Annotated in this window: 16 protein-coding genes; 11 read left to right on the forward strand and 5 right to left on the reverse strand. The window is 73.1% G+C overall.

What is annotated here, in order from left to right; all coding sequences use genetic code 11:
• Positions 1-14: 14 nt before the first annotated feature.
• The 3 genes from K7I03_RS16550 to K7I03_RS16560 all read left to right on the forward strand — a co-directional run bounded on the left by K7I03_RS16550 (position 15) and on the right by K7I03_RS16560 (position 2,922).
• Positions 15-1,451: a molybdopterin molybdotransferase MoeA gene (locus K7I03_RS16550; protein ID WP_398858530.1), complete on the forward strand. Its 1,437-nt coding sequence runs from the start codon at positions 15-17 to the stop codon at positions 1,449-1,451.
• 73 nt (positions 1,452-1,524) lie between these two features.
• Positions 1,525-2,196, forward strand: a complete 672-nt coding sequence (locus K7I03_RS16555; protein WP_224347079.1) for an HAD domain-containing protein — start codon at positions 1,525-1,527, stop codon at positions 2,194-2,196.
• Positions 2,197-2,343: 147 nt separating this feature from the next.
• Positions 2,344-2,922, forward strand: a complete 579-nt coding sequence (locus K7I03_RS16560; protein ID WP_185940314.1) for a Uma2 family endonuclease — start codon at positions 2,344-2,346, stop codon at positions 2,920-2,922.
• Between the two features lie 11 nt (positions 2,923-2,933).
• On the opposite strand, the gene K7I03_RS16565 is transcribed toward K7I03_RS16560, so the two are convergent.
• Positions 2,934-4,106 carry a potassium channel family protein gene (locus K7I03_RS16565; protein WP_224347080.1) on the reverse strand — a complete coding sequence of 391 codons (1,173 nt, stop codon included), beginning with the start codon at positions 4,104-4,106 and terminating at the stop codon, positions 2,934-2,936.
• Positions 4,107-4,250: 144 nt separating this feature from the next.
• On the opposite strand from K7I03_RS16565, the gene K7I03_RS16570 reads away from it, so the two are divergent.
• The 3 genes from K7I03_RS16570 to K7I03_RS16580 all read left to right on the forward strand — a co-directional run bounded on the left by K7I03_RS16570 (position 4,251) and on the right by K7I03_RS16580 (position 6,832).
• Positions 4,251-5,231, forward strand: coding sequence for an NAD(P)H-quinone oxidoreductase (locus K7I03_RS16570; RefSeq protein ID WP_185940313.1), 981 nt, complete (start codon positions 4,251-4,253; stop codon positions 5,229-5,231).
• A 566-nt stretch (positions 5,232-5,797) separates the two neighbouring features.
• On the forward strand, positions 5,798-6,154 hold the full coding sequence (locus K7I03_RS16575) for a hypothetical protein (RefSeq protein WP_185940312.1): 357 nt from the start codon (positions 5,798-5,800) through the stop codon (positions 6,152-6,154).
• A gap of 114 nt (positions 6,155-6,268) precedes the next feature.
• On the forward strand, positions 6,269-6,832 hold the full coding sequence (locus K7I03_RS16580) for a bacterial proteasome activator family protein (RefSeq protein WP_185940311.1): 564 nt from the start codon (positions 6,269-6,271) through the stop codon (positions 6,830-6,832).
• 96 nt (positions 6,833-6,928) lie between these two features.
• On the opposite strand, the gene K7I03_RS16585 is transcribed toward K7I03_RS16580, so the two are convergent.
• Positions 6,929-8,668, reverse strand: coding sequence for a Stk1 family PASTA domain-containing Ser/Thr kinase (locus tag K7I03_RS16585; RefSeq protein WP_185940310.1), 1,740 nt, complete (start codon positions 8,666-8,668; stop codon positions 6,929-6,931).
• Between the two features lie 371 nt (positions 8,669-9,039).
• Here K7I03_RS16585 and K7I03_RS16590 point away from each other — a divergent pair, with 371 nt between their 5' ends.
• Positions 9,040-10,722: a protein kinase domain-containing protein gene (locus K7I03_RS16590; protein WP_185940309.1), complete on the forward strand. Its 1,683-nt coding sequence runs from the start codon at positions 9,040-9,042 to the stop codon at positions 10,720-10,722.
• Between the two features lie 60 nt (positions 10,723-10,782).
• On the opposite strand, the gene K7I03_RS34500 is transcribed toward K7I03_RS16590, so the two are convergent.
• From K7I03_RS34500 to K7I03_RS16605, 3 genes are all read right to left on the reverse strand, one after another.
• The gene (locus tag K7I03_RS34500; RefSeq protein WP_185940308.1) at positions 10,783-12,243 is read right to left on the reverse strand and encodes a phosphotransferase; all 1,461 of its coding nucleotides are present in this window, start codon (positions 12,241-12,243) and stop codon (positions 10,783-10,785) included.
• Between the two features lie 15 nt (positions 12,244-12,258).
• Positions 12,259-12,714, reverse strand: coding sequence for a pyridoxamine 5'-phosphate oxidase family protein (locus K7I03_RS16600; protein ID WP_185940307.1), 456 nt, complete (start codon positions 12,712-12,714; stop codon positions 12,259-12,261).
• Between the two features lie 123 nt (positions 12,715-12,837).
• Positions 12,838-13,497, reverse strand: a complete 660-nt coding sequence (locus K7I03_RS16605) for a response regulator (protein WP_274390176.1) — start codon at positions 13,495-13,497, stop codon at positions 12,838-12,840.
• Between the two features lie 370 nt (positions 13,498-13,867).
• Between K7I03_RS16605 and pdhA the strand changes: the two genes are divergently transcribed.
• The 4 genes from pdhA (at position 13,868) to K7I03_RS16625 (ending at position 18,684) form a co-directional block, all read left to right on the forward strand.
• A complete protein-coding gene (gene pdhA / locus K7I03_RS16610; RefSeq protein ID WP_185940305.1) occupies positions 13,868-15,019 on the forward strand; it encodes a pyruvate dehydrogenase (acetyl-transferring) E1 component subunit alpha in 1,152 nt (383 codons plus the stop codon).
• A complete protein-coding gene (locus tag K7I03_RS16615; RefSeq protein ID WP_185940304.1) occupies positions 15,019-15,999 on the forward strand; it encodes an alpha-ketoacid dehydrogenase subunit beta in 981 nt (326 codons plus the stop codon). The genes pdhA and K7I03_RS16615 overlap by 1 nt, the downstream gene beginning before the upstream one ends.
• 21 nt (positions 16,000-16,020) lie before the next feature.
• Positions 16,021-17,526, forward strand: a complete 1,506-nt coding sequence (locus K7I03_RS16620; RefSeq protein ID WP_185940303.1) for a dihydrolipoamide acetyltransferase family protein — start codon at positions 16,021-16,023, stop codon at positions 17,524-17,526.
• A 327-nt stretch (positions 17,527-17,853) separates the two neighbouring features.
• A complete protein-coding gene (locus tag K7I03_RS16625) occupies positions 17,854-18,684 on the forward strand; it encodes a helix-turn-helix transcriptional regulator (protein WP_185940302.1) in 831 nt (276 codons plus the stop codon).
• Positions 18,685-18,763: the final 79 nt, after the last annotated feature.

Raw genomic sequence — 18,763 nt, forward strand, 5'->3', positions numbered from 1 at the left:
GGGACGGAAACGGAATCGGAATCGGAAACGGGAACGGAGCGGACACCGCGAACGGCAAGGGGAATGCGGCCGAAGACCGCCCCGCCGGTGCAGACGAGAAGGCCGACGGCGACGGGAAGGCGCGCGGCGACGCGAAGACCGGCGCAGACGCGAAGCCCGGCCCAGACGCCGACGCCGCCCGCAGGCCGACGGCCGCGAGCGAGCACGAACCCCGTCGGCACCCCGACCGCAGTCGCCCCACGACAACGGCCCCCCGCCGTCCCATGCCCTGGGCCACGGCCGGCGGTGTCGCGGCCGGGGCCGCCGAGCCCCTGCCCGCCCTCGCCGCCCCCTTGGCGGACGCGGTCGGCCGGACGCTCGCCGCGCCGCTCACCGCGCTGACGGACCTGCCGTCGTTCGACACCTCGGCGATGGACGGCTGGGCGGTCGCGGGCCCGGGGCCGTGGCGCCTGCCGGAGGACGCGGACCAGGGCATCCTCGCGGGCCACACCGGCGACGAGGCGCTGCGCGACGGACACGCCGTGCCGATCGCGACGGGCGCCCGCATACCGGCCGGTGCCACGGCCGTGCTGCGCACCGAACACGGCCGGGCGAGCGGCGACGAACTGCACGCCACCCGCCGGACCGCCCAGGGCCAGGACATCCGCCCGCGCGGCCAGGAGTGCCGCCGCGACGACGAACTCCTGCCTGCGGGCACGCTGATCACCCCGGCCGTCCTCGGCCTGGCCGCCGCCGCGGGCCACGACGAGCTGCCCGTGACCGCCCGGCCGCGCGTGCTGATCGTCGTCCTCGGGGACGAACTCGTCCACGAGGGGCTGCCGGAGGACGGCCGCATCAGGGATGCGCTCGGGCCGATGCTCGCCCCCTGGCTGCGTTCCCTGGGGGCCGAGGCGGTGGACACCGTGTGCCTGGGCGACGACGCCGACGCGCTGCACGACGCGCTCGCCGCGACCGACGCCGACCTGGTGATCACCACCGGCGGTACGGCGTCCGGCCCGCGCGACCACCTGCACCCCACCCTGCGCCGCCTCGACGCGGAAATGCTGGTCGACGGCGTCGCCGTCCGCCCCGGGCACCCCATGCTGCTCGCCCGCCTCACCCCCGAGCGGCACCTCGTCGGCCTGCCCGGCAACCCGCTGGCGGCGGTCGCGGGCCTGCTCACCCTCGCCGAGCCCTTGCTCCGCGGCCTCTCCGGCCGCGCCGCGCCGTCCCTGCGCCGCGCCGTGCTCACCGGACCCGTACCGAGCCACCCGTCCGACACCCGCCTGGTGCCGGTCGTGCTGCGCGGCGGCGACGGGGCGCGCCCGCTGCGCTTCCACGGCCCGGCGATGCTGCGCGGCCTGGCCGCGGCCGACGCCATCGCGGTGATCCCGCCGGGCGGGAACACGGCGCGGGGCCGGGTGGCCCTCCTGGACCTGCCGTGGACGACGACCGGCGGCGGCTTCGGCTGACGGACGGGGGCGCGACGGCCGCTCCCCGCCGTCTGCCCGTCAGGTTCCGGTCATGACCGGCTAGGTTCCGGACATGACCGGCACGATGGACGCCCGCCCGCCCCTGCTCTTCCTCGACGTCGACGGCCCCCTCATCCCCTTCGGCGCGACGAGCCGGCAACTTCCGGGCGGCTACCCGACGTACCGCAGCCCCTGGCTCGCCCCGGGGTCGCCGGGCGACGGGGGCAACCCCCTGATCGCCAGGGTCGACCCCGCCCTCGGACCCCGGCTCGCGGCCCTCCCCTGCGAACTGGTGTGGGCGACGACGTGGATGTCCGACGCCAACGACTGCCTCTGTCCGTGGCTCGGCCTGCCCCCACTTCCCGTTGTGGCCTGGCCCGACCCGATGGACGAGCCCGATGCGGCGGACGAGCCCGGCACACCGGGCGGGCCCGACGCACCGGACCGGTACGGCGCACCGGGCGGGCCCTGGCGGCGAGGCGGCGTCCACTGGAAGACCCGGGCCCTCGTCGCGTGGGCGGACGGGCGTCCGTTCGCCTGGGTCGACGACGAGATCGGCCCCGCCGACCGGGACTGGGTGCGCGCCCATCACCCGGCAGCGGCCCTTCTCCACCGGGTCGATCCCGTAAGGGGCCTCACCGACGGGGACTTCACCACCCTCGACGCGTGGCTGCGGAGTGCTCGCGGGGCGAAGCCTCGTTCACCGGAAAGCCCCGGCGGAGGCGCACCTACCACGGAGTCCTGACACTCGGTATCAGGTTTGCCGCAGTCCGTAGCCGGTGCATAGCCTGCTGCACACGTGACCGTCGGCGTGGGAGAAGGGGTAGCCATGACCGCCATACACGACATGCTGTCGCTGGCCGGGGCACCATGGAGGCGAGGAGGCGATCACATGACCCCGGTCCCCGCCGCACGTCCCCTGCTCGGTGTCGAGGAGTTCGAGGAACTGGCCCGATCGGCGCCCGAGACCGTGCGCCTGGAGTTCATCAACGGAAGGATCGAGGTCAAGCCGGTGCCGGACGGGGACCACCGCGAGATCGTGATGTGGTTGCAGGACGTATGCCGGAACCGGCGACCGGACATGCGTCTCTACGCCGAGGCGAGCCTGAAGGTGGAGAACTACCGGAAAGGCCGGGCTATCGCCGATGCCGCCCTCGCGCCCCGGAAGCACTTCGCCGGGCACGGCGACTGGTCCGACCCCAAGGGTGTGCTGATGGTGGTCGAGGTGACCTCCGACGACGCGGACACCAACCGGCGCGACCGAATGGAGAAGCCTGTCGGCTACGCGTCCGCGGGCATTCCCGTCTACCTCCTCGTCGACCGTGAGCGCCGCAGGGTGACCGTGTACTCGGACCCCGAGGACGGCACGTACCTGAGCTCGGTCTCCCGGCCGTACGGCGCGCCCGTCAGCCTCCCCGAACCGGTGGCCTTCATGCTGGACACCGAGGAGTTGAAGGACTTCGCCGACTGACCTTCCGCGCGCTACTCCGCCGCCCCCGACGCCTGCCGGATGGTGATCACGCGGTCGGTGAGGCGGAGGGGGGTCGCCTCGGGGTCGGTGAAGTTCAGGAGGCGGTGGCCGCGGACGACGGCGACGACGAGGTCGGCGCAGTCGCGGGGCGATCGGCCCGCCTCGGCCTTGGTGACCGGGCGTTCGGCGACGTCCAGGCCCGTTCCGTAGGTCAGCAGGTCCTCCAGTACCGTGCCGACGTACGGGCTGACCATCGACATGCCGAGCATGCGTCCCGCCGAACTGGAGCTCGTCACCACCGTGTTCGCGCCGCTCTGCCGCAGCAGCGGCACGTTCTCGTCCTCGCGGACGGCGACGACGATCGTGGCCCGCTTGTTGAGCTGACGGGCCGTCAGGGTGACGAGGGCGGCGGTGTCGTCCCGTTCCGTGGTGATCACCACGTGGGAGGCGTTCTGGAGCTCGGCGCGGAGCAGGGTGTCGGAGCGGGTGCCGTCGCCGACGACCCCCACGATCCCGTCGCAGGCGGCGGCGTCCACGGCCTTCTTCTGCGGGTCGACGACGACGATCCGGTCCTTCGGGCGGCCCTGGCCGACCAGTGTCTCGATGGTGTGCCGGCCCTTGGTGCCGTAGCCGATGACGACGGTGTGGTCGCGCATCCGGGACCTCCAACGGTGTATGCGGACCTGGTGGCGCGTCCGCTCGGTCAGCACTTCCAGCGTGGTGCCGACCAGGATGATCAGGAACAGCACGCGCAGCGGGGTGACGACGAAGATGTTCGTCAGCCGGGCCGCGTCGCTCACCGGCGTGATGTCGCCGTAGCCGGTGGTCGAGAGGGTGACGGTCGCGTAGTACGCGGCGTCGACGAAGCCGACCGGGCCGTCCGCGTTGTCGTGGTAGCCGTCGCTGTCCAGCCACACCACGAGCGTCGTCACCACCAGCACCATCAGCGCCATCACCAGGCGCCGCAGCACCTGTTGCAGGGGTGCGGTCACCCGCTGGACGGGCAGCACGATGGAGCGGCCCGCCTCCGCGTCCTCGGCCTCGGCGCGGGTGCGGCGCCAGAGCGACTTGAGGAGCAGCCCGCCGCCCCGGTGGTGGTCCGGGACGGCCGGGGGCTCCGGGGAGTGGGCGTGGTTGCCGCCGGTCATCCGGTTCCGGGGCGCGGAGGACGAGGGGTTCGGCACCCGCCCATGATCCCTTATGCGGGCTCGGAGGGTCCGTAGCGGCCCCTACGGGTCTCGGACGGCCCCTACGGGTCTCGGGGGCCGCGGCGTCGCTTCCCCTGCGGGTCCCTAGGGGGCTCGACGGGCGGGGAGTAGCCTCGCGCCATGTATGCGATCACCATTCCCGAGCCCGGCGGACCCGACGCCCTGGTCTGGTCCGAGGTACCCGACCCCGTGCCCGGTGACGGGGAGGTGCTGGTCGAGGTCGCCGCGACGGCCGTCAACCGCGCCGACCTGATGCAGCGGCAGGGGTTCTACGACCCGCCGCCCGGCGCGTCCCCGTACCCCGGCCTGGAGTGCTCCGGCCGGATCGCGGCCCTCGGCCCGGGGGTCAGTGGCTGGGCCGTCGGCGACGAGGTCTGCGCGCTGCTCGCCGGCGGCGGGTACGCGGAGAAGGTCGCCGTCCCCGTCGGCCAGCTGCTGCCCGTGCCCGACGGCCTGGACGTCGTGACCGCGGCCGCCCTGCCCGAGGTCACCGCGACCGTCTGGTCGAACGTGTTCATGCTCGCCCACCTGCGGCCCGGCGAGACCCTGCTCGTGCACGGCGGCGGCAGCGGCATCGGCACCATGGCCGTCCAGCTCGCCAAGGCGGTCGGCGCGCGGGTCGCGGTCACCGCCGGCAGCCGCGAGAAGCTGGAGCGCTGCCGTGAGCTCGGCGCCGACATCCTCGTCGACTACCGGGAGCAGGACTTCGTCGAGGAGATCCGCAAGGTGACCGGCGGGGCCGGCGCCGACGTCGTCCTCGACATCATGGGCGCCAAGTACCTGGACCGGAACGTGGACGTCCTGGCCGTCAACGGCCGCCTCGCCATCATCGGCCTGCAGGGCGGCCGGAAGGCCGAACTCGACCTCGGCAAGCTGCTGACGAAGCGGGCCGCCGTCATGGCGACCGCCCTCCGCTCCCGGCCGCTCGCCGAGAAGGCGGCCATCATGGCGGCCGTCCGCGAACACGTCTGGCCCCTCGTCTCCGGCGGCCGGGTCCGTCCCGTCGTCGACCGGACGATGCCGCTGCGGGACGCGACCGCGGCACACCGGATCGTCGAGGACAGCTCCCACGTGGGGAAGGTGCTGCTCACCACGGACTGAGACGAACGGGACGCGGCGCGACGCGGGTCGGCGCGGGCGCCTCGGCGGGCGGCCGGGCCGTCACCCGTCCGGCCGCCCGGCGTGCCCGGGCCGGGCGGGCGTGTGACGGTGGACGGGTGATCACAGTGATCGCCGGAACGCTTCGGGCCGTGAGGGCCGTGAGGGCCGTGACCGACCGGCCGGGTCCGTCCCGGGTGCTCCGGACGTGCCCGGCGGCCCCGCCGTCTCAAGCATCCCGGAGGGCCGGGCGCCTGGCCGTCCTGGCCGGCCTGGCGCTGACGGCCGTCCTCGCCGGGCCGTTCGACGCGGCACGGGCCGACGGCGGCCCGCCGCTGCCGTCCCTGTCCCTGGCGCCTCCCACGCCTCAGGCGCCGCCGGCACCCGTGGCTCAGCCAGCACCCCTGGCACCCCTGGCTCCGCCGGCACCTTTGGTGCCGCCCGTGCCTCTTGCACCGCTGCCTTCCGTCCCAGCGCTTCAGCCGTCAGCGCCTCTCCTGCCCCTGACTCCACCCCTGACCCTCGCCTCGCCACCGCCCCTCGCACCACCCGCGCCCGCGCCCCTTGCCGTGCGTCCCTCCACCCCGCCCGCCACCGACGCGGGGCGCCTCGCGGGAACCGTCGCGGGTCAGGGGCGCCCGCACCCCGGACGCGCCCCTGAGGCCCCCGAGAACCCTTCCGGGCCGGAGCAGGACCCCTACGGGTCCCCCGCCCCCGACACCGGCGCCGACCCGGAACCCGCCTGGACCCCGGCACAGGTCGTCCCGGAACCCCCGGTACGGCCCGCGCCCGCCCGCGCCGGCAGCCGGAACGGCGGGGCCGCCCCGGACGAGGAGCCCGTGATGCGGGTCCTGCCCCTGGGGACCGGCATGACCCTCACCGGCCTGGGCCTGGGGTTCCTCGCCCTGCGCCTGCGGCGGCGCTGACCGGCGCGCGCGCCGGTCCGTCCGGATGGGCACAACCGCACCGCGCACCCCGGTGGATCAGACGCGTACGGGGGCATCACCAGGGGGAAATCATCTGTGCGAGAGAATGGCGGCATGGATATGCCGAGGAACGAACGGTCGCAGGAGAGCCCGCACATCCTGGTCGTAGGCCCGGATGGCATGGCTCTCGGCAGCACCAGCCCCGGCGGCGGGGCGGGTGACGACGAGTCGCGCGAGGTCCCCGTGACGGAGCAGGTCGAACAGCCCGCGAAGGTCATGCGCATCGGAAGCATGATCAAGCAGCTGCTGGAGGAAGTACGCGCCGCGCCTCTGGACGAGGCGAGCCGGGTCCGGCTCAAGGAGATCCACCACAGCTCCGTCAAGGAACTGGAAGACGGGCTCGCCCCCGAGCTCGTGGAGGAACTGGAGCGCCTGTCGCTCCCGTTCACCGACGACAACATCCCCACCGAGGCGGAACTCCGCATCGCCCAGGCCCAGCTCGTCGGCTGGCTCGAAGGGCTTTTCCACGGCATCCAGACGGCGCTGTTCGCCCAGCAGATGGCGGCCCGCGCCCAGTTGGAGCAGATGCGCCGCGCCCTCCCGGCCGGCATCGGCGACGACGACGGCGAAGGCGGCGGGCGGGGCCAGCAGGGGGCGCGCTCGGGCCCGTACCTGTAACCGCCAGGGATCTGTCAGGGATCCGTAAGGCCAAGGGGCGTACGCCGGGGGCCGGTTGCCGCCGTACAGCGGTGGCCGGCCCCCGGCTCTTCGCCGTCAGGAGGCCGGGTCGCCCGTCGAGACCGTGAGGACGATCGTGGTGGTCTTCGGGTCGAAGGGATCACCCTTCTGGGGGTTCTGCATCACGACCGTGCCCTTGCCGAACACGTTCTCGTTCTGCTTGTCCTCGCGGTACTTCCAGCCGGCGGCCTGGAAGCACTGCTTCACCGAGTCGATGTAGACGAAACTGACGTCCGGCATGCTCGTCTTCGTCTTGTCCAGGAAGCTGGCATGCGCCTGCGTGCACTTCTCGGACTCGATGACCTTGGCCTTGTCGCCCTCGACGTGCTTGTTGCCCACGCCGCCGCCCCCGGTGCCGCCGCCCGTCGAGCCGTTGGAGCCGCCGGACGAGCCGCCGGACGAGCCTCCGGAGGAGCCCCCCACCGGGGCCGGCGCCGCGGACTGGGAGACGCGGACGACCGGCTCGTCCGCCTTGGCCGGGTCGTCGTCCTTGTTGTTCTTGAGGGCGACGACGGTGATCACGGCGATGACCGCCAGCGCGGCGACGATGGCCGAGCCGATGATGACCGGCTTGTTGCCCCTGCCGCCGCCGGAAGCCGGGGCGGAGGGCGCGGGCATGCCGCCGGGCGGGGGCGTGTGTGCGCCCTGGTGCGGCGGGGGCGTCTGATACGCCGGGGAAGGGGCGGGGCCCGGGCCCTGAGCCGGGGCCCCGTAGCCCGCCCCGTACGACCCGTACGGGTTCTGCTGCTGCGGCGCCTGGTACGGCGTCTGGACGGACTGGATGCCCGGGCCGGGCACCGCCTGCTGGTCCACCGGCGGGAAGACCGCCGAGGAGACCCCGGCGCCGCTGCCCGGCGCGGGCGCGTCCCCGGAGATCACCGGCGAACCGGCCGTCCGTGCCGTCCCCGCCACGCGCGCGCACTCGTCCCGCATGGCGGCGGCGCTCGGGAAGCGCTCGTTCGGGTTCTTCTTCAGCGCCCGGGCCACCAGGGCGTCCACCGCCGGCGGGATCGAGCGGTTGATCGTGGAGGGCGCGACCGGCTCCTCCTGGACGTGCGCATACGCGATGGCCAGCGGCGAGTCCGCGTCGAAGGGCAGCCGGCCGGTCAGCAGCTCGAAGAGCATGATGCCGACCGAATACAGGTCGGAGCGGGCGTCCACGCCGCGGCCCAGGGCCTGCTCGGGGGAGAGGTACTGCGGGGTGCCGACGACCATGCCCGTCTGCGTCATCGAGGTGACCCCCGACTGCATGGCGCGGGCGATGCCGAAGTCCATGACCTTGACCACATCACGCTTGGTCATCATCACGTTGCCGGGCTTGATGTCCCGGTGGACCAGGCCCATCTCATGGCTGACCTCGAGCGCGGCCAGCACATCGGCCGTGATCTTCAGCGCCTTGGCGGTCGGCATCGCGCCGTACTGCGCGACGTCCGCGTCGAGGACGGAGCGCAGCGGCTTGCCCTCGATGTACTCCATGACGATGTACGGCATCGTCGTGCCGTCGAGCGCGTCCTCGCCGGTGTCGAAGACGGAGACGATGTTGGTGTGCGTGAGCTTGGCCACGGCCTGCGCCTCGCGGCGGAACCGCTCGCGGAACGACGACTCCCGGCCGAGTTCCGTGTGGAGGGTCTTGACGGCGACCTGGCGGTCGAGCACGGAGTCGTACGCGAGGTGCACGGAGGCCATGCCGCCCTCGCCGAGCAGGTCGCGCAGCTGGTAGCGGCCGCCGCCGACGGCCCGTCCCGCGTAGCGGCCCTGTGCGCCGTCCTGGCTCATGGTGTTGCTTCCCCCTCGGCGCCGACCGGCGTCGGGTCGGTGACGCGACACCCGGGCCGGGCCCGGCTCATAGGTTGGATCCGGCCGGATCCCATCCGGCCGGACACGTATCCCGGCCAAGTGTGCCGCAGGCCAGGGGCACGTCAAGCCGCGTGCCCGTTCCGTGACCGGATGCGCGACAAGCCGTCACGGAATTTGCCTTGCCCGGGCCGCTGCGGGTTTGATTGCCCGTCCATCCCCGACCGGCGCGCGTCGCGGAACCTGTAGCGTGCCTTATCGGAAGACTGCATTGCTCCGCGTACGGCTCAGCAGCGTGAGCACTGCCCCAAGGCTTGGCCCCCGCGAGCGGCCAGACACGACGGCGAGGACTGATGGCACAGACGCAGAGCGCCCAGGGTCCGTCCGACCCTGACGCCAACGGGGGCGGAATGCCCGATGTGCCGGAAATGTGGGGTAACGGCGGCATGGTCGGCGACGGCCGCTACCGCCTCACCCACCGGCTGGGCCGCGGCGGCATGGCCGAGGTCTTCGCCGCCGAGGACGTGCGCCTCGGCCGCACCGTGGCCGTCAAGCTGCTCCGCGCCGACCTGGCCGAGGACCCGGTCTCCAAGGCCCGCTTCACCCGCGAGGCACAGTCCGTCGCCGGGCTGAACCACCACGCCGTCGTGGCCGTCTACGACTCCGGCGAGGACATCGTCGGCCGCCAGACCGTGCCGTACATCGTCATGGAACTGGTGGAAGGCCGCACCATCCGCGACCTGTTGCTCAACGCGGAGGCGCCGCCGCCCGAGCAGGCGCTCATCATCGTCTCCGGGGTGCTCGACGCGCTGGCCTACAGCCACCAGCACGGCATCGTGCACCGCGACATCAAGCCCGCCAACGTCATCATCACCAACAACGGCGCCGTCAAGGTGATGGACTTCGGCATCGCCCGCGCCCTGCACGGCGCCGCGTCCACCATGACGCAGACCGGCATGGTCATGGGCACCCCGCAGTACCTGTCGCCCGAGCAGGCCCTCGGCAAGACCGTCGACGCCCGCTCCGACCTCTACGCGACCGGCTGCATGCTGTACGAACTGCTGGCGCTGCGCCCGCCGTTCACCGGCGAGACCCCGCTTTCGGTCGTCTACCAGCACGTCCAGGACAACCCGGTCCCGCCGTCCCAGGTGCTGGACTCCGTCCCGCCGGAGCTCGACGGACTCGTCATGCGCTCCCTGGCCAAGGACCCGGACGACCGCTTCCAGAGCGCCGAGGAGATGCGCTCGCTCGTCCAGTACAGCCTCCAGATGCTGCACGACGCCGGCGGCCACACCGGCGCCTGGGACACCGGCCAGGTGCCCGCCGCCGCGGCCACCCAGGTCCTGGGCGGCGTCGGCCTGGGCCAGACCACGGCCATGCAGCGCCCGCAGCACGGCGACACCTCGCCGCAGCGGATCCTGCCCCAGGGCATGGGCGGCTCCGGCGACGACGATTACGCGCCGGGCGGGCATGGGCGGGGCGGCGGGAGCAGCCGCGGCAAGCTGATCGCGGTCATCGCGCTGGTGGCGGCGGTGGTGGTCGCCGTGGCCGCGTACGCGGCGACCAGGGGCAACGGCGGCAAGGGCGCGGACACCGAGCCCACCAAGAAGCCGAGCCACTCCTCGTCCTCCAGCGCCGACCCGTCGAAGTCCGCGACGCCGAAGAAGGACGAGAAGTCGTCCGACCCCAACCCGGGGACCGGCACGACGGGTGAGACCTCGGACGAGAACGACAGCTACAGCAGCACCGGTGGGTCGCGGCACAAGTACACGAAGCCGCCCACGCAGGAGCCGTCCAACGATCCGTCGGGCGACCCGACGAACAAGCCGACCGACGACCCGAAGCCGGGCACCAATACGGGGGCCAGCTCGGGTAACAGCGGTGGGACCCCCGGGACCAGCTCGGGCAACAACGGCGGGACCCCCGGGACCAACGCCGGCCCTGGCGGGAGCAACAACCCCCCAGGGGGCACCAACGTCCCGGGCTCGGCGGGCGACCAGGGGACCAACACGACCGCCGGCAACACGACCCCCTGACACCACGAGGCGGGGCCACACGGGCCCCGCCTCGTCCCATGTGTCCCGCCGTCCCCCGCCTCAGTCCGTGAACGCGTCCCGCACGTCCTCGTACGCCCCCGTCCACCACACCGCCAGCGCCGCCGACGCCGGGAAGCCGGGGTCGGCGCGGTGGTCGCCGAGCTGGTAGCGCCAGCGGAGCATCCAGAAGTCGTTGAGGCGCTCCCACCACACGCGGTGCACGGCCGCCGCGAGCTCCTCCGGGCCGGCGCCGGTGGTGCGGCGGTAGGCGCGGGCGTACGGGCGTATCTTCGCGAAGTCGAGGGTGCCGTCGGGGCGCAGGAAGAAGATCACGGCGGCGCGGACGGCCTCCTCCGCGCGGGGGCGGACGCCGAGGCGGTCCCAGTCGACGATCGCGGCGGGTTCGGCGTCCCGGTACAGCAGGTTGAGCGGGTGGAAGTCGCCGTGCACCCAGCCGCGCGCCGGGGTCGCCGCCGGGGGCGGGCGGCGGTGGGCGTGCCGCTCCAGCAGGGCCCGGCGTTCGAGGAGGCGGTGCTCGGCGAGTTCGTCGAAGGAGTCGCGGGGGCCCCGGCGGACCAGGACCAGCAGCTCCTCGATCAGCGCGTACGTGTCCTCGGGGTCGGCGGCCACGTCCAGCGTGTCGGGGGTGCCCCGGGGGTCGGGGGCGTGCGCCGTGCCCTTGGGGGCGCCCTGAGGGCCCTCAGGGGCGCTCTCGGGGGCCAGTCGCACCCCGGCCCCGGGTGGCGCGCCCCTGAGGCCCGCGGGGCGCCTTCCGGGGGCGACGAGGAGCCCGCTGCCCGCCGGAGCCGCGGCGGGTACCAGCGCCGCCCCCGGCCCGTACGGGACGCCCGCGCCGAGCCGGAGCCCCGGGCCCTCACCGCGTCGTGCGCCGGCCGCCGCCCGCGCGGCCGTCAGCGTCCCGTTCCGCGCGCCCGCGCCGCCGCCCGCCCGGGCATACGACGTCACACCCGCGCCCGCGCCCGTCAGCGCGCCGGATCCCGCCGCCCGGCCGCCGCCCCCGGCGCCCGCCGCTCGTCCGCCCGCGCCGGCGGAATCCCACGTACCGGCGTCCCCCGGCCCGGCGACCTCCCGCATCACCGTCTCCAGGCTGACGTGGACGGTGCCGAGCAGTGCGCCGAGACCGCGCGACTGGGCGGTGGTGAGCTCGCCGCCGTCCCGGTGCCGCCCCTCGACCCAGGGGTGCAGCGCGTAGCAGCGGCCGCCGAGGACCGCGACGGTCGATCCGTCCTCCGCCGCCACCGGCGGGGCGACCGGCAGGCCGAGGGCGCCGAGCCGCTGCGTCGCCGCGTGCTGCCGGGCGATGGCGGCCCGGTCGCCGTCGAGGTGGTGCTTGAGGAAGAAGTGGCCCCGGCTGGTGGAGAGGCGGTACCCGTGGTTGAGCAGGCCCTCGGTGAGCGGTTCGCAGGCGAGGGGTTCACCGGCGTGCCGGTAGCGGCGTAGCAGGGTGCGCAGGGTGCCGCCGTCGGGAGGTGCGACAGGGGGGACAAGTGAGCGCGGCACGCCCCAAATGTTAGTTCACGGCGAGTGCGCGGCCTGTCGCGCGGGTACGCCTTCGAGGTGGTGCAGGGTGATGAACTGCGGTTCTATGCACAGGTATTCGGGAAGGAAGGGCGCGTTGTCCGCCGCCCGCGGGGCCGGCCCGAAGCGCAGCAGCTCCGCCGGCCCGGGGGTGAACCGCCGTGCGGTGCCGACGAATTGGACGTGCCAGACGTCCTCGTCGCCCTCCTCCCGCCCGCCGAAGTTGTCGGCGTTGTAGGCGATGACGCTGCCGTCGCAGGCCCGGCTGTAGCCGTAGCCGCCGTGCAGCCGTACCAGCACGCGCCCGTCGGACACGATGTGCCGGGTGGTGATGACGAACGGGAGGGCGCGCAGGGTCACCGAGAGGTGCCCGTAAGGGGCGCGGCCGAGCAGGTCGAGCGCTCGGTGTTCGTCTGTGGCCGGCGGGGCGGCCGGCGGTACCGGTGCGGGCATGCGCCTTACTCTGCACCGTCACGTCCGGTACACGTAGAGCCACCCGCCCCGTCGCGGCCGGGACGTTGGTCCCTAAACGGGCACCCCGTACGGGATCCCCCGGGGCTGTAAAGCCCCCTCCCCTCAGCGCTTCTCCGCCTGCAGACGCGCGACGTAGGCCGCGGCCTGCGAACGCCGTTCCATGCCCAGCTTGGAGAGCAGGCTGGAGACGTAATTCTTGATGGTCTTCTCCGCCAGGTGCAGCCGCTCGCCGATCACGCGGTTGGTCAGCCCCTCCCCGATCAGGTCGAGGATCCGCCGTTCCTGCTCCGTCAGCGAGGCCAGCCGGTCGTCGCCGCGCGGGTTCTTGCCGTCGCGCAGCCGTTCCAGCACCCGTGCGGTCGCCACCGGATCGAGCAGCGACTTCCCGGCCGCCACGTCCCGGACGGCGGAGAGCAGCTCATTGCCGCGAATCGCCTTCAGTACATAACCCGAGGCCCCGGCCATGATCGCGTCGAAAAGCGCCTCGTCGTCGGCGAACGACGTCAGCATGAGGCACTTGATTCCCGGGTCGAGCGAACGGATCTCACGGCAGACTTCGACCCCGCTGCCATCCGGAAGGCGAACGTCCAGAACGGCGACGTCGGGCCGGGTGGCGGGAATGCGGACCAGTGCGTCCGCGGCGGTACCGGCCTCTCCGACGACCTCGATGTCCTCCTCCGTGGAGAGCATCTCGTGAACGCCGCGCCGCACGACTTCGTGGTCGTCGAGCAGAAATACCGTGATTTTTCCTTGTTCGCGCACAGTGTCAGTCTCACACATCGAGTCTTCCCCTGCTCTTGTCCTCCGGGATAACGTGCCGTCGTTCCGGCGGTAACCCTGCCTCGGCGGGGGCGGCTCGCAACGCTGTGACCAGTGCTTTGTCGGCCCTTTCTCGATTTACTTGGAAATCCAAGCAAAATCGCAGGTCAGAGAGGGTTTCGCAGGAATGCGGGGTACTGGGTAACGTGCTTATTGCAGGCCATTCGGCGGGACACCTGTCACGCCCGGTTCGGCCTCGGCACACCCACCCCGTGTGCCGTCGGGAAGCGGGCGAGCATCCCCCAGCCCCACGGCGGGGGGACCCCCTACGGCCACCGGCGACCCCGGGGGCCGGACAGACGGAGGAGCACACGTGACCGTGGACAGCACCGCCGCGCGCAAGCCGCGGGGCGGCAAACGCGCCGGAGCGAAGAAGCCGGCCGCCGGGGCGGGCGAGCCGGAGCTCGTACAGCTGCTGACGCCCGAGGGCGAGCGGGTCGAGCACCCGGACTACGCCATCGACGTGACGCCCGAGGAACTGCGCGGCCTGTACCGCGACATGGTGCTGACCCGCCGCTTCGACGCCGAGGCGACCACCCTGCAGCGCCAGGGCGAACTGGGCCTGTGGGCCTCCCTGCTGGGCCAGGAGGCCGCCCAGATCGGCTCCGGCCGGGCCACCCGCGACGACGACTACGTCTTCCCGACCTACCGCGAACACGGTGTCGCCTGGTGCCGGGGCGTCGACCCGACCAACCTCCTGGGGATGTTCCGCGGCGTCAACAACGGCGGCTGGGACCCCAACGAGAACAACTTCCACCTTTACACGATCGTCATCGGCTCGCAGGCGCTGCACGCCACCGGCTACGCCATGGGCATCACCAAGGATGGCGCCGACTCCGCCGTCGTCGCCTACTTCGGCGACGGCGCGACCAGCCAGGGCGACGTCGCCGAGGCGTTCACCTTCGCCGCCGTCTACAACGCCCCCGTGGTCTTCTTCTGCCAGAACAACCAGTGGGCCATCTCCGAGCCCACCGAGAAGCAGACCCGCGTGCCCCTCTACCGCCGCGCCCAGGGCTACGGCTTCCCCGGCGTCCGCGTCGACGGCAACGACGTGCTGGCCTGCCTCGCCGTCACCCGGGCCGCGCTGGAGCGCGCCCGCACCGGCCAGGGCCCCACCTTCGTCGAGGCGTTCACCTACCGCATGGGCGCCCACACCACCTCCGACGACCCCACCCGCTACCGCCGCGACGAGGAGCGGGAGCTGTGGGAGGCCAAGGACCCGATCCTGCGCCTCCGCCGCCACCTGGAGCGCGAGGGCCTCGCCGACGACGAGTTCTTCGCCGCCCTGGAGGCCGAGAGCGACGCGCTGGCCAAGCGCGTCCGCGAGACCGTGCGCGCCATGCCCGACCCGGAGAGCACGGCCATCTTCGAGAACATCTACGCGGACGGCCACGCGCTGGTCGACGAGGAACGCGAACAATTCATCGCCTACCAGGCTTCGTTCGCCGACGAGGAGAGCAAGTAATGGCCACCGAGAAGCTCTCCATCGTCAAGGCGATCAACGCCTCGCTCCGCACCGCCCTGGAGAACGACCCCAAGGTCATCGTCATGGGCGAGGACGTGGGCAAGCTCGGCGGCGTCTTCCGCGTCACCGACGGCCTGCAGAAGGACTTCGGCGAGGACCGGGTCATCGACACCCCGCTCGCCGAGTCCGGCATCGTCGGCACCGCCATCGGCCTGGCCCTGCGCGGCTACCGGCCGGTCGTGGAGATCCAGTTCGACGGGTTCGTGTTCCCGGCCTACGACCAGATCGTCACCCAGCTCGCCAAGATGCACGCGCGCGCGCTCGGCAAGATCAAGATGCCCGTCGTCGTCCGCATCCCCTACGGCGGCGCCATCGGGGCCGTGGAGCACCACAGCGAGTCCCCTGAGTCGCTGTTCGCGCACGTCGCCGGTCTGAAGATCGTGTCGCCGGCGAACGCCTCGGACGCGTACTGGATGCTCCAGCAGGCCATCCAGAGCGACGACCCGGTGATCTACTTCGAGCCCAAGCGCCGCTACCACGACCGCTCCGAGGTCGACACCGAGGCGATCCCCGGCCCGCTGCACACCGCCCGCACGGTGCGCCAGGGCACGGACCTGACGCTCGTCGCCTACGGGCCGATGGTCAAGACCTGTCTGGAGGCGGCCGCGGCCGCCGCCGAGGAGGGCAGGAACCTGGAGGTGCTCGACCTGCGGTCGATCTCCCCGATCGACTTCGACGCCGTCCAGGCGTCGGTGGAGCGCACCCGCCGGCTCGTGGTCGTCCACGAGGCCCCGGTCTTCTTCGGCTCCGGCGCCGAGATCGCGGCCCGGATCACCGAGCGCTGCTTCTACCACCTGGAGGCCCCCGTCCTGCGGGTCGGCGGCTACCACGCCCCCTACCCCCCGTCGCGGCTGGAGGACGAGTACCTTCCGGGACTGGACCGGGTGCTCGACGCCGTAGACCGCGCGCTTGCGTACTGAGGGCTGAGGAGAGTCGTGACGATGACTGCGAGCACAGCGAGCGACCAGCGCTTCCGCGAGTTCAAGATGCCCGACGTGGGCGAGGGCCTCACCGAGGCCGAGATCCTCAAGTGGTACGTGGCGGTAGGGGACACCGTCTCCGACGGCCAGGTGGTCTGCGAGGTCGAGACCGCCAAGGCCGCCGTCGAACTGCCCATCCCCTTCGACGGCGTGGTGCACGAGCTGCGCTTCGAGGAGGGCGTGACGGTCGACGTCGGTACGGCGATCATCTCGGTCGACACCCGGCCCGGTGAGGGGCCGGTGACCCCGGCCGGCGTGATCGACCCGACCACCGCCGGCGCCCCGGCCGAGCCCGCCGCGCACGCCGAGACGGCGGCCGCGCCGGAGGGCGAGGGCCAGGGGCAGGGCCGGCAGGCCGTCCTGGTGGGCTATGGCGCGGCGCCGTCGTCCACCAAGCGGCGGCCGCGCAAGGCCCGTCCCGAGGCGTCGACGGTCGGCGCGGCCGTCCAGGCGGAGCTGAACGGGCACGCCGCACCCGCCCCGGCCCCGGTGGTCCCCGCGGCCCCTGCTGCTCCGGCCGCCCCCGCCGTCACGGGCGTCCCCGCGGCCACCGGCAGCGCCCGCCCGCTGGCCAAGCCGCCCGTCCGCAAGCTGGCCAAGGACCTCGGCATCGACCTCGCCGCCGTCAGCCCGACCGGGCCGGACGGCATCGTGACCCGCGAGGACGTGCACGCCGCCCACCAGGCGAGCGTGGTCCCGCCGGTGGCGGAGGCGCCCGTCGCCGCCGCTCCGGCCGAGGCCCCGGCGTCGGCCGGAGCGTGGGCCGCGCGGGAGACCCGGATCCCGATCAAGGGCGTCCGCAAGGCGACCGCGCAGGCGATGGTGGCCAGCGCCTTCACCGCGCCGCACGTCACGGAGTTCGTCACCGTCGACGTCACCCGCACGATGAAGCTCGTCCAGCGGCTGAAGGACGACCCGGACATGGCCGGGCTGCGGGTCAACCCGCTGCTGCTGGTGGCCAAGGCGTTCCTGGTGGCGATCCGCCGCAACCCGGACATCAACGCCTCCTGGGACGAGGAGAACCAGGAGATCGTCCGCAAGGACTACGTCAACCTGGGCATCGCCGCGGCGACGCCGCGCGGGCTGATCGTGCCCAACATCAAGGAGGCGCAGGCCAAGACGCTCCCCGAGCTGTCGCGGGCGCTCTCCGACCTGGTGAGCACGGCGCGGGAGGGCAAGACCACCCCGGCGGACATGTCCGGCGGCACGGTCACGATCACCAACGTCGGCGTGTTCGGCGTGGACACCGGGACGCCCATCCTCAACCCGGGCGAGTCGGCGATCCTGGCGTTCGGCGCGATCAAGCTCCAGCCCTGGGTGCACAAGGGCAAGGTCAAGCCGCGGCACGTGACGACGCTGGCGCTCTCCTTCGACCACCGCCTGGTGGACGGGGAGCTCGGCTCGCGGGTGCTGGCCGACATCGCGGCCGTCCTGGAGCACCCGAAGCGGCTGCTCACCTGGGGCTGAGCGGCTGCTCACCCGGGCTGACGGACGAACCGGCCGCTGTCCGCCCGGGCCGACGACGACCGGCTCCCGAGGCGGGCGGTCCGCCGTACTTTCCGTACCGGGGGGCCGGTTTCCGCCCCGTGCGGCCGTTTCCGTGACCCGGTACGACGAAGGGCCCGGACGCGTCCGTTCCTCACCCCCCTCCAGTGAGGAGCGGACGCCGTCCGGGCCCTCCGTTCTCATGGCAGAGCGGCCTCGAACCATTCCATCGGCAGGGTGGAATGGCCCGTGTGGGGCAATTTACTTAAGATTGACCGACACTTGCAGTGTCGGAATCGGAGGCTCCCCTTGGCCGGCGCGAGCGCGGACGGAGGCATTCCGGACCCCGCGGAGGACGGCGAGTCCATCAGCCGTCTGCTCCGCGCCTGGCGGACCCGGGTCGACGCGCGGACCATCCCCGAGCTGCGCGGCGTCCACCCCAGACCGGGCCGTCTGCTGTCGCAGCGGCACGTCGCCCGGCTCACCGGCGTCAGCGAGGGCTGGTACCGCGCCCTGGAGGCCGGCCGCCGCCAGGACTTCTCCGAGAGCTTCCTGCTCCGGGTCGCCGAGGCCCTGCGGCTGAGCGAGGCGGAGACGCTGACGCTCTTCCTCGCCGTCTGCGGCCGGCGCCCGCCCGGCTCCCCGTGCCCGCCCGGCGAACTCCCCCAGGGCGTCCGGAACCTGCTCGTCCAGCAGACCTCGTACCCCGCCTACCTCTCCGACAACGCCTGGAACGTCGTCGCCGCCAACCGGCTGATGGGCGAGTGGTTCCCCTGGGTGCTCCGCCCGGGAGCCAACCTCATGCGGTGGGCCCTGCTGCACCCCGAGGCCCGCGAGCAGATGCTGGACTGGGAGAACAGCTGCGCCCGCGCCTACCTCGCCATGCTCCGCGTCGCCGCCAACAGCAACCCGGGCGACGCCGGGCTGCGGGCCCTGGTCCGCGAGGTCCTCGACTCCGACGCGGACTGCCGCCGCATCTGGGCCGAGGAGCACGACGTCGTCGAGCACCGCGACGGGGACGTCTTCCGGCTCCGGCTGCCGTACCACGACTACGCCGAGGTCCGGGTGACCAGCCATGTGCTGCTGCCGATACAGCGCCCGGACCTGCGCTTCGTCTTCATCACACCGCTGCCCGACTGAGGCGTCCGCCCTGCCTGGCCGAGGCGTCCACCCTGCCCGGCCGAGAGCGTCCGCCCTCCTTGGCGAGGCGTCCGCCCCG

Source organism: Streptomyces mobaraensis, assembly GCF_020099395.1.
GTDB lineage: Bacteria > Actinomycetota > Actinomycetes > Streptomycetales > Streptomycetaceae > Streptomyces.

Coding starts and splice junctions, on each gene's coding strand:
- K7I03_RS16555 (WP_224347079.1), top strand. CDS start 1,525: ATGACCGGCACGATGGACGCCCGCCCGCCCCTGCTCTTCCTCGACGTC.
- K7I03_RS16560 (WP_185940314.1), top strand. CDS start 2,344: ATGACCCCGGTCCCCGCCGCACGTCCCCTGCTCGGTGTCGAGGAGTTC.
- K7I03_RS16570 (WP_185940313.1), top strand. CDS start 4,251: ATGTATGCGATCACCATTCCCGAGCCCGGCGGACCCGACGCCCTGGTC.
- K7I03_RS16580 (WP_185940311.1), top strand. CDS start 6,269: ATGGATATGCCGAGGAACGAACGGTCGCAGGAGAGCCCGCACATCCTG.
- K7I03_RS16585 (WP_185940310.1), bottom strand. CDS start 8,668: ATGAGCCAGGACGGCGCACAGGGCCGCTACGCGGGACGGGCCGTCGGC.
- K7I03_RS16590 (WP_185940309.1), top strand. CDS start 9,040: ATGGCACAGACGCAGAGCGCCCAGGGTCCGTCCGACCCTGACGCCAAC.
- K7I03_RS16600 (WP_185940307.1), bottom strand. CDS start 12,714: ATGCCCGCACCGGTACCGCCGGCCGCCCCGCCGGCCACAGACGAACAC.
- K7I03_RS16615 (WP_185940304.1), top strand. CDS start 15,019: ATGGCCACCGAGAAGCTCTCCATCGTCAAGGCGATCAACGCCTCGCTC.
- K7I03_RS16620 (WP_185940303.1), top strand. CDS start 16,021: ATGACTGCGAGCACAGCGAGCGACCAGCGCTTCCGCGAGTTCAAGATG.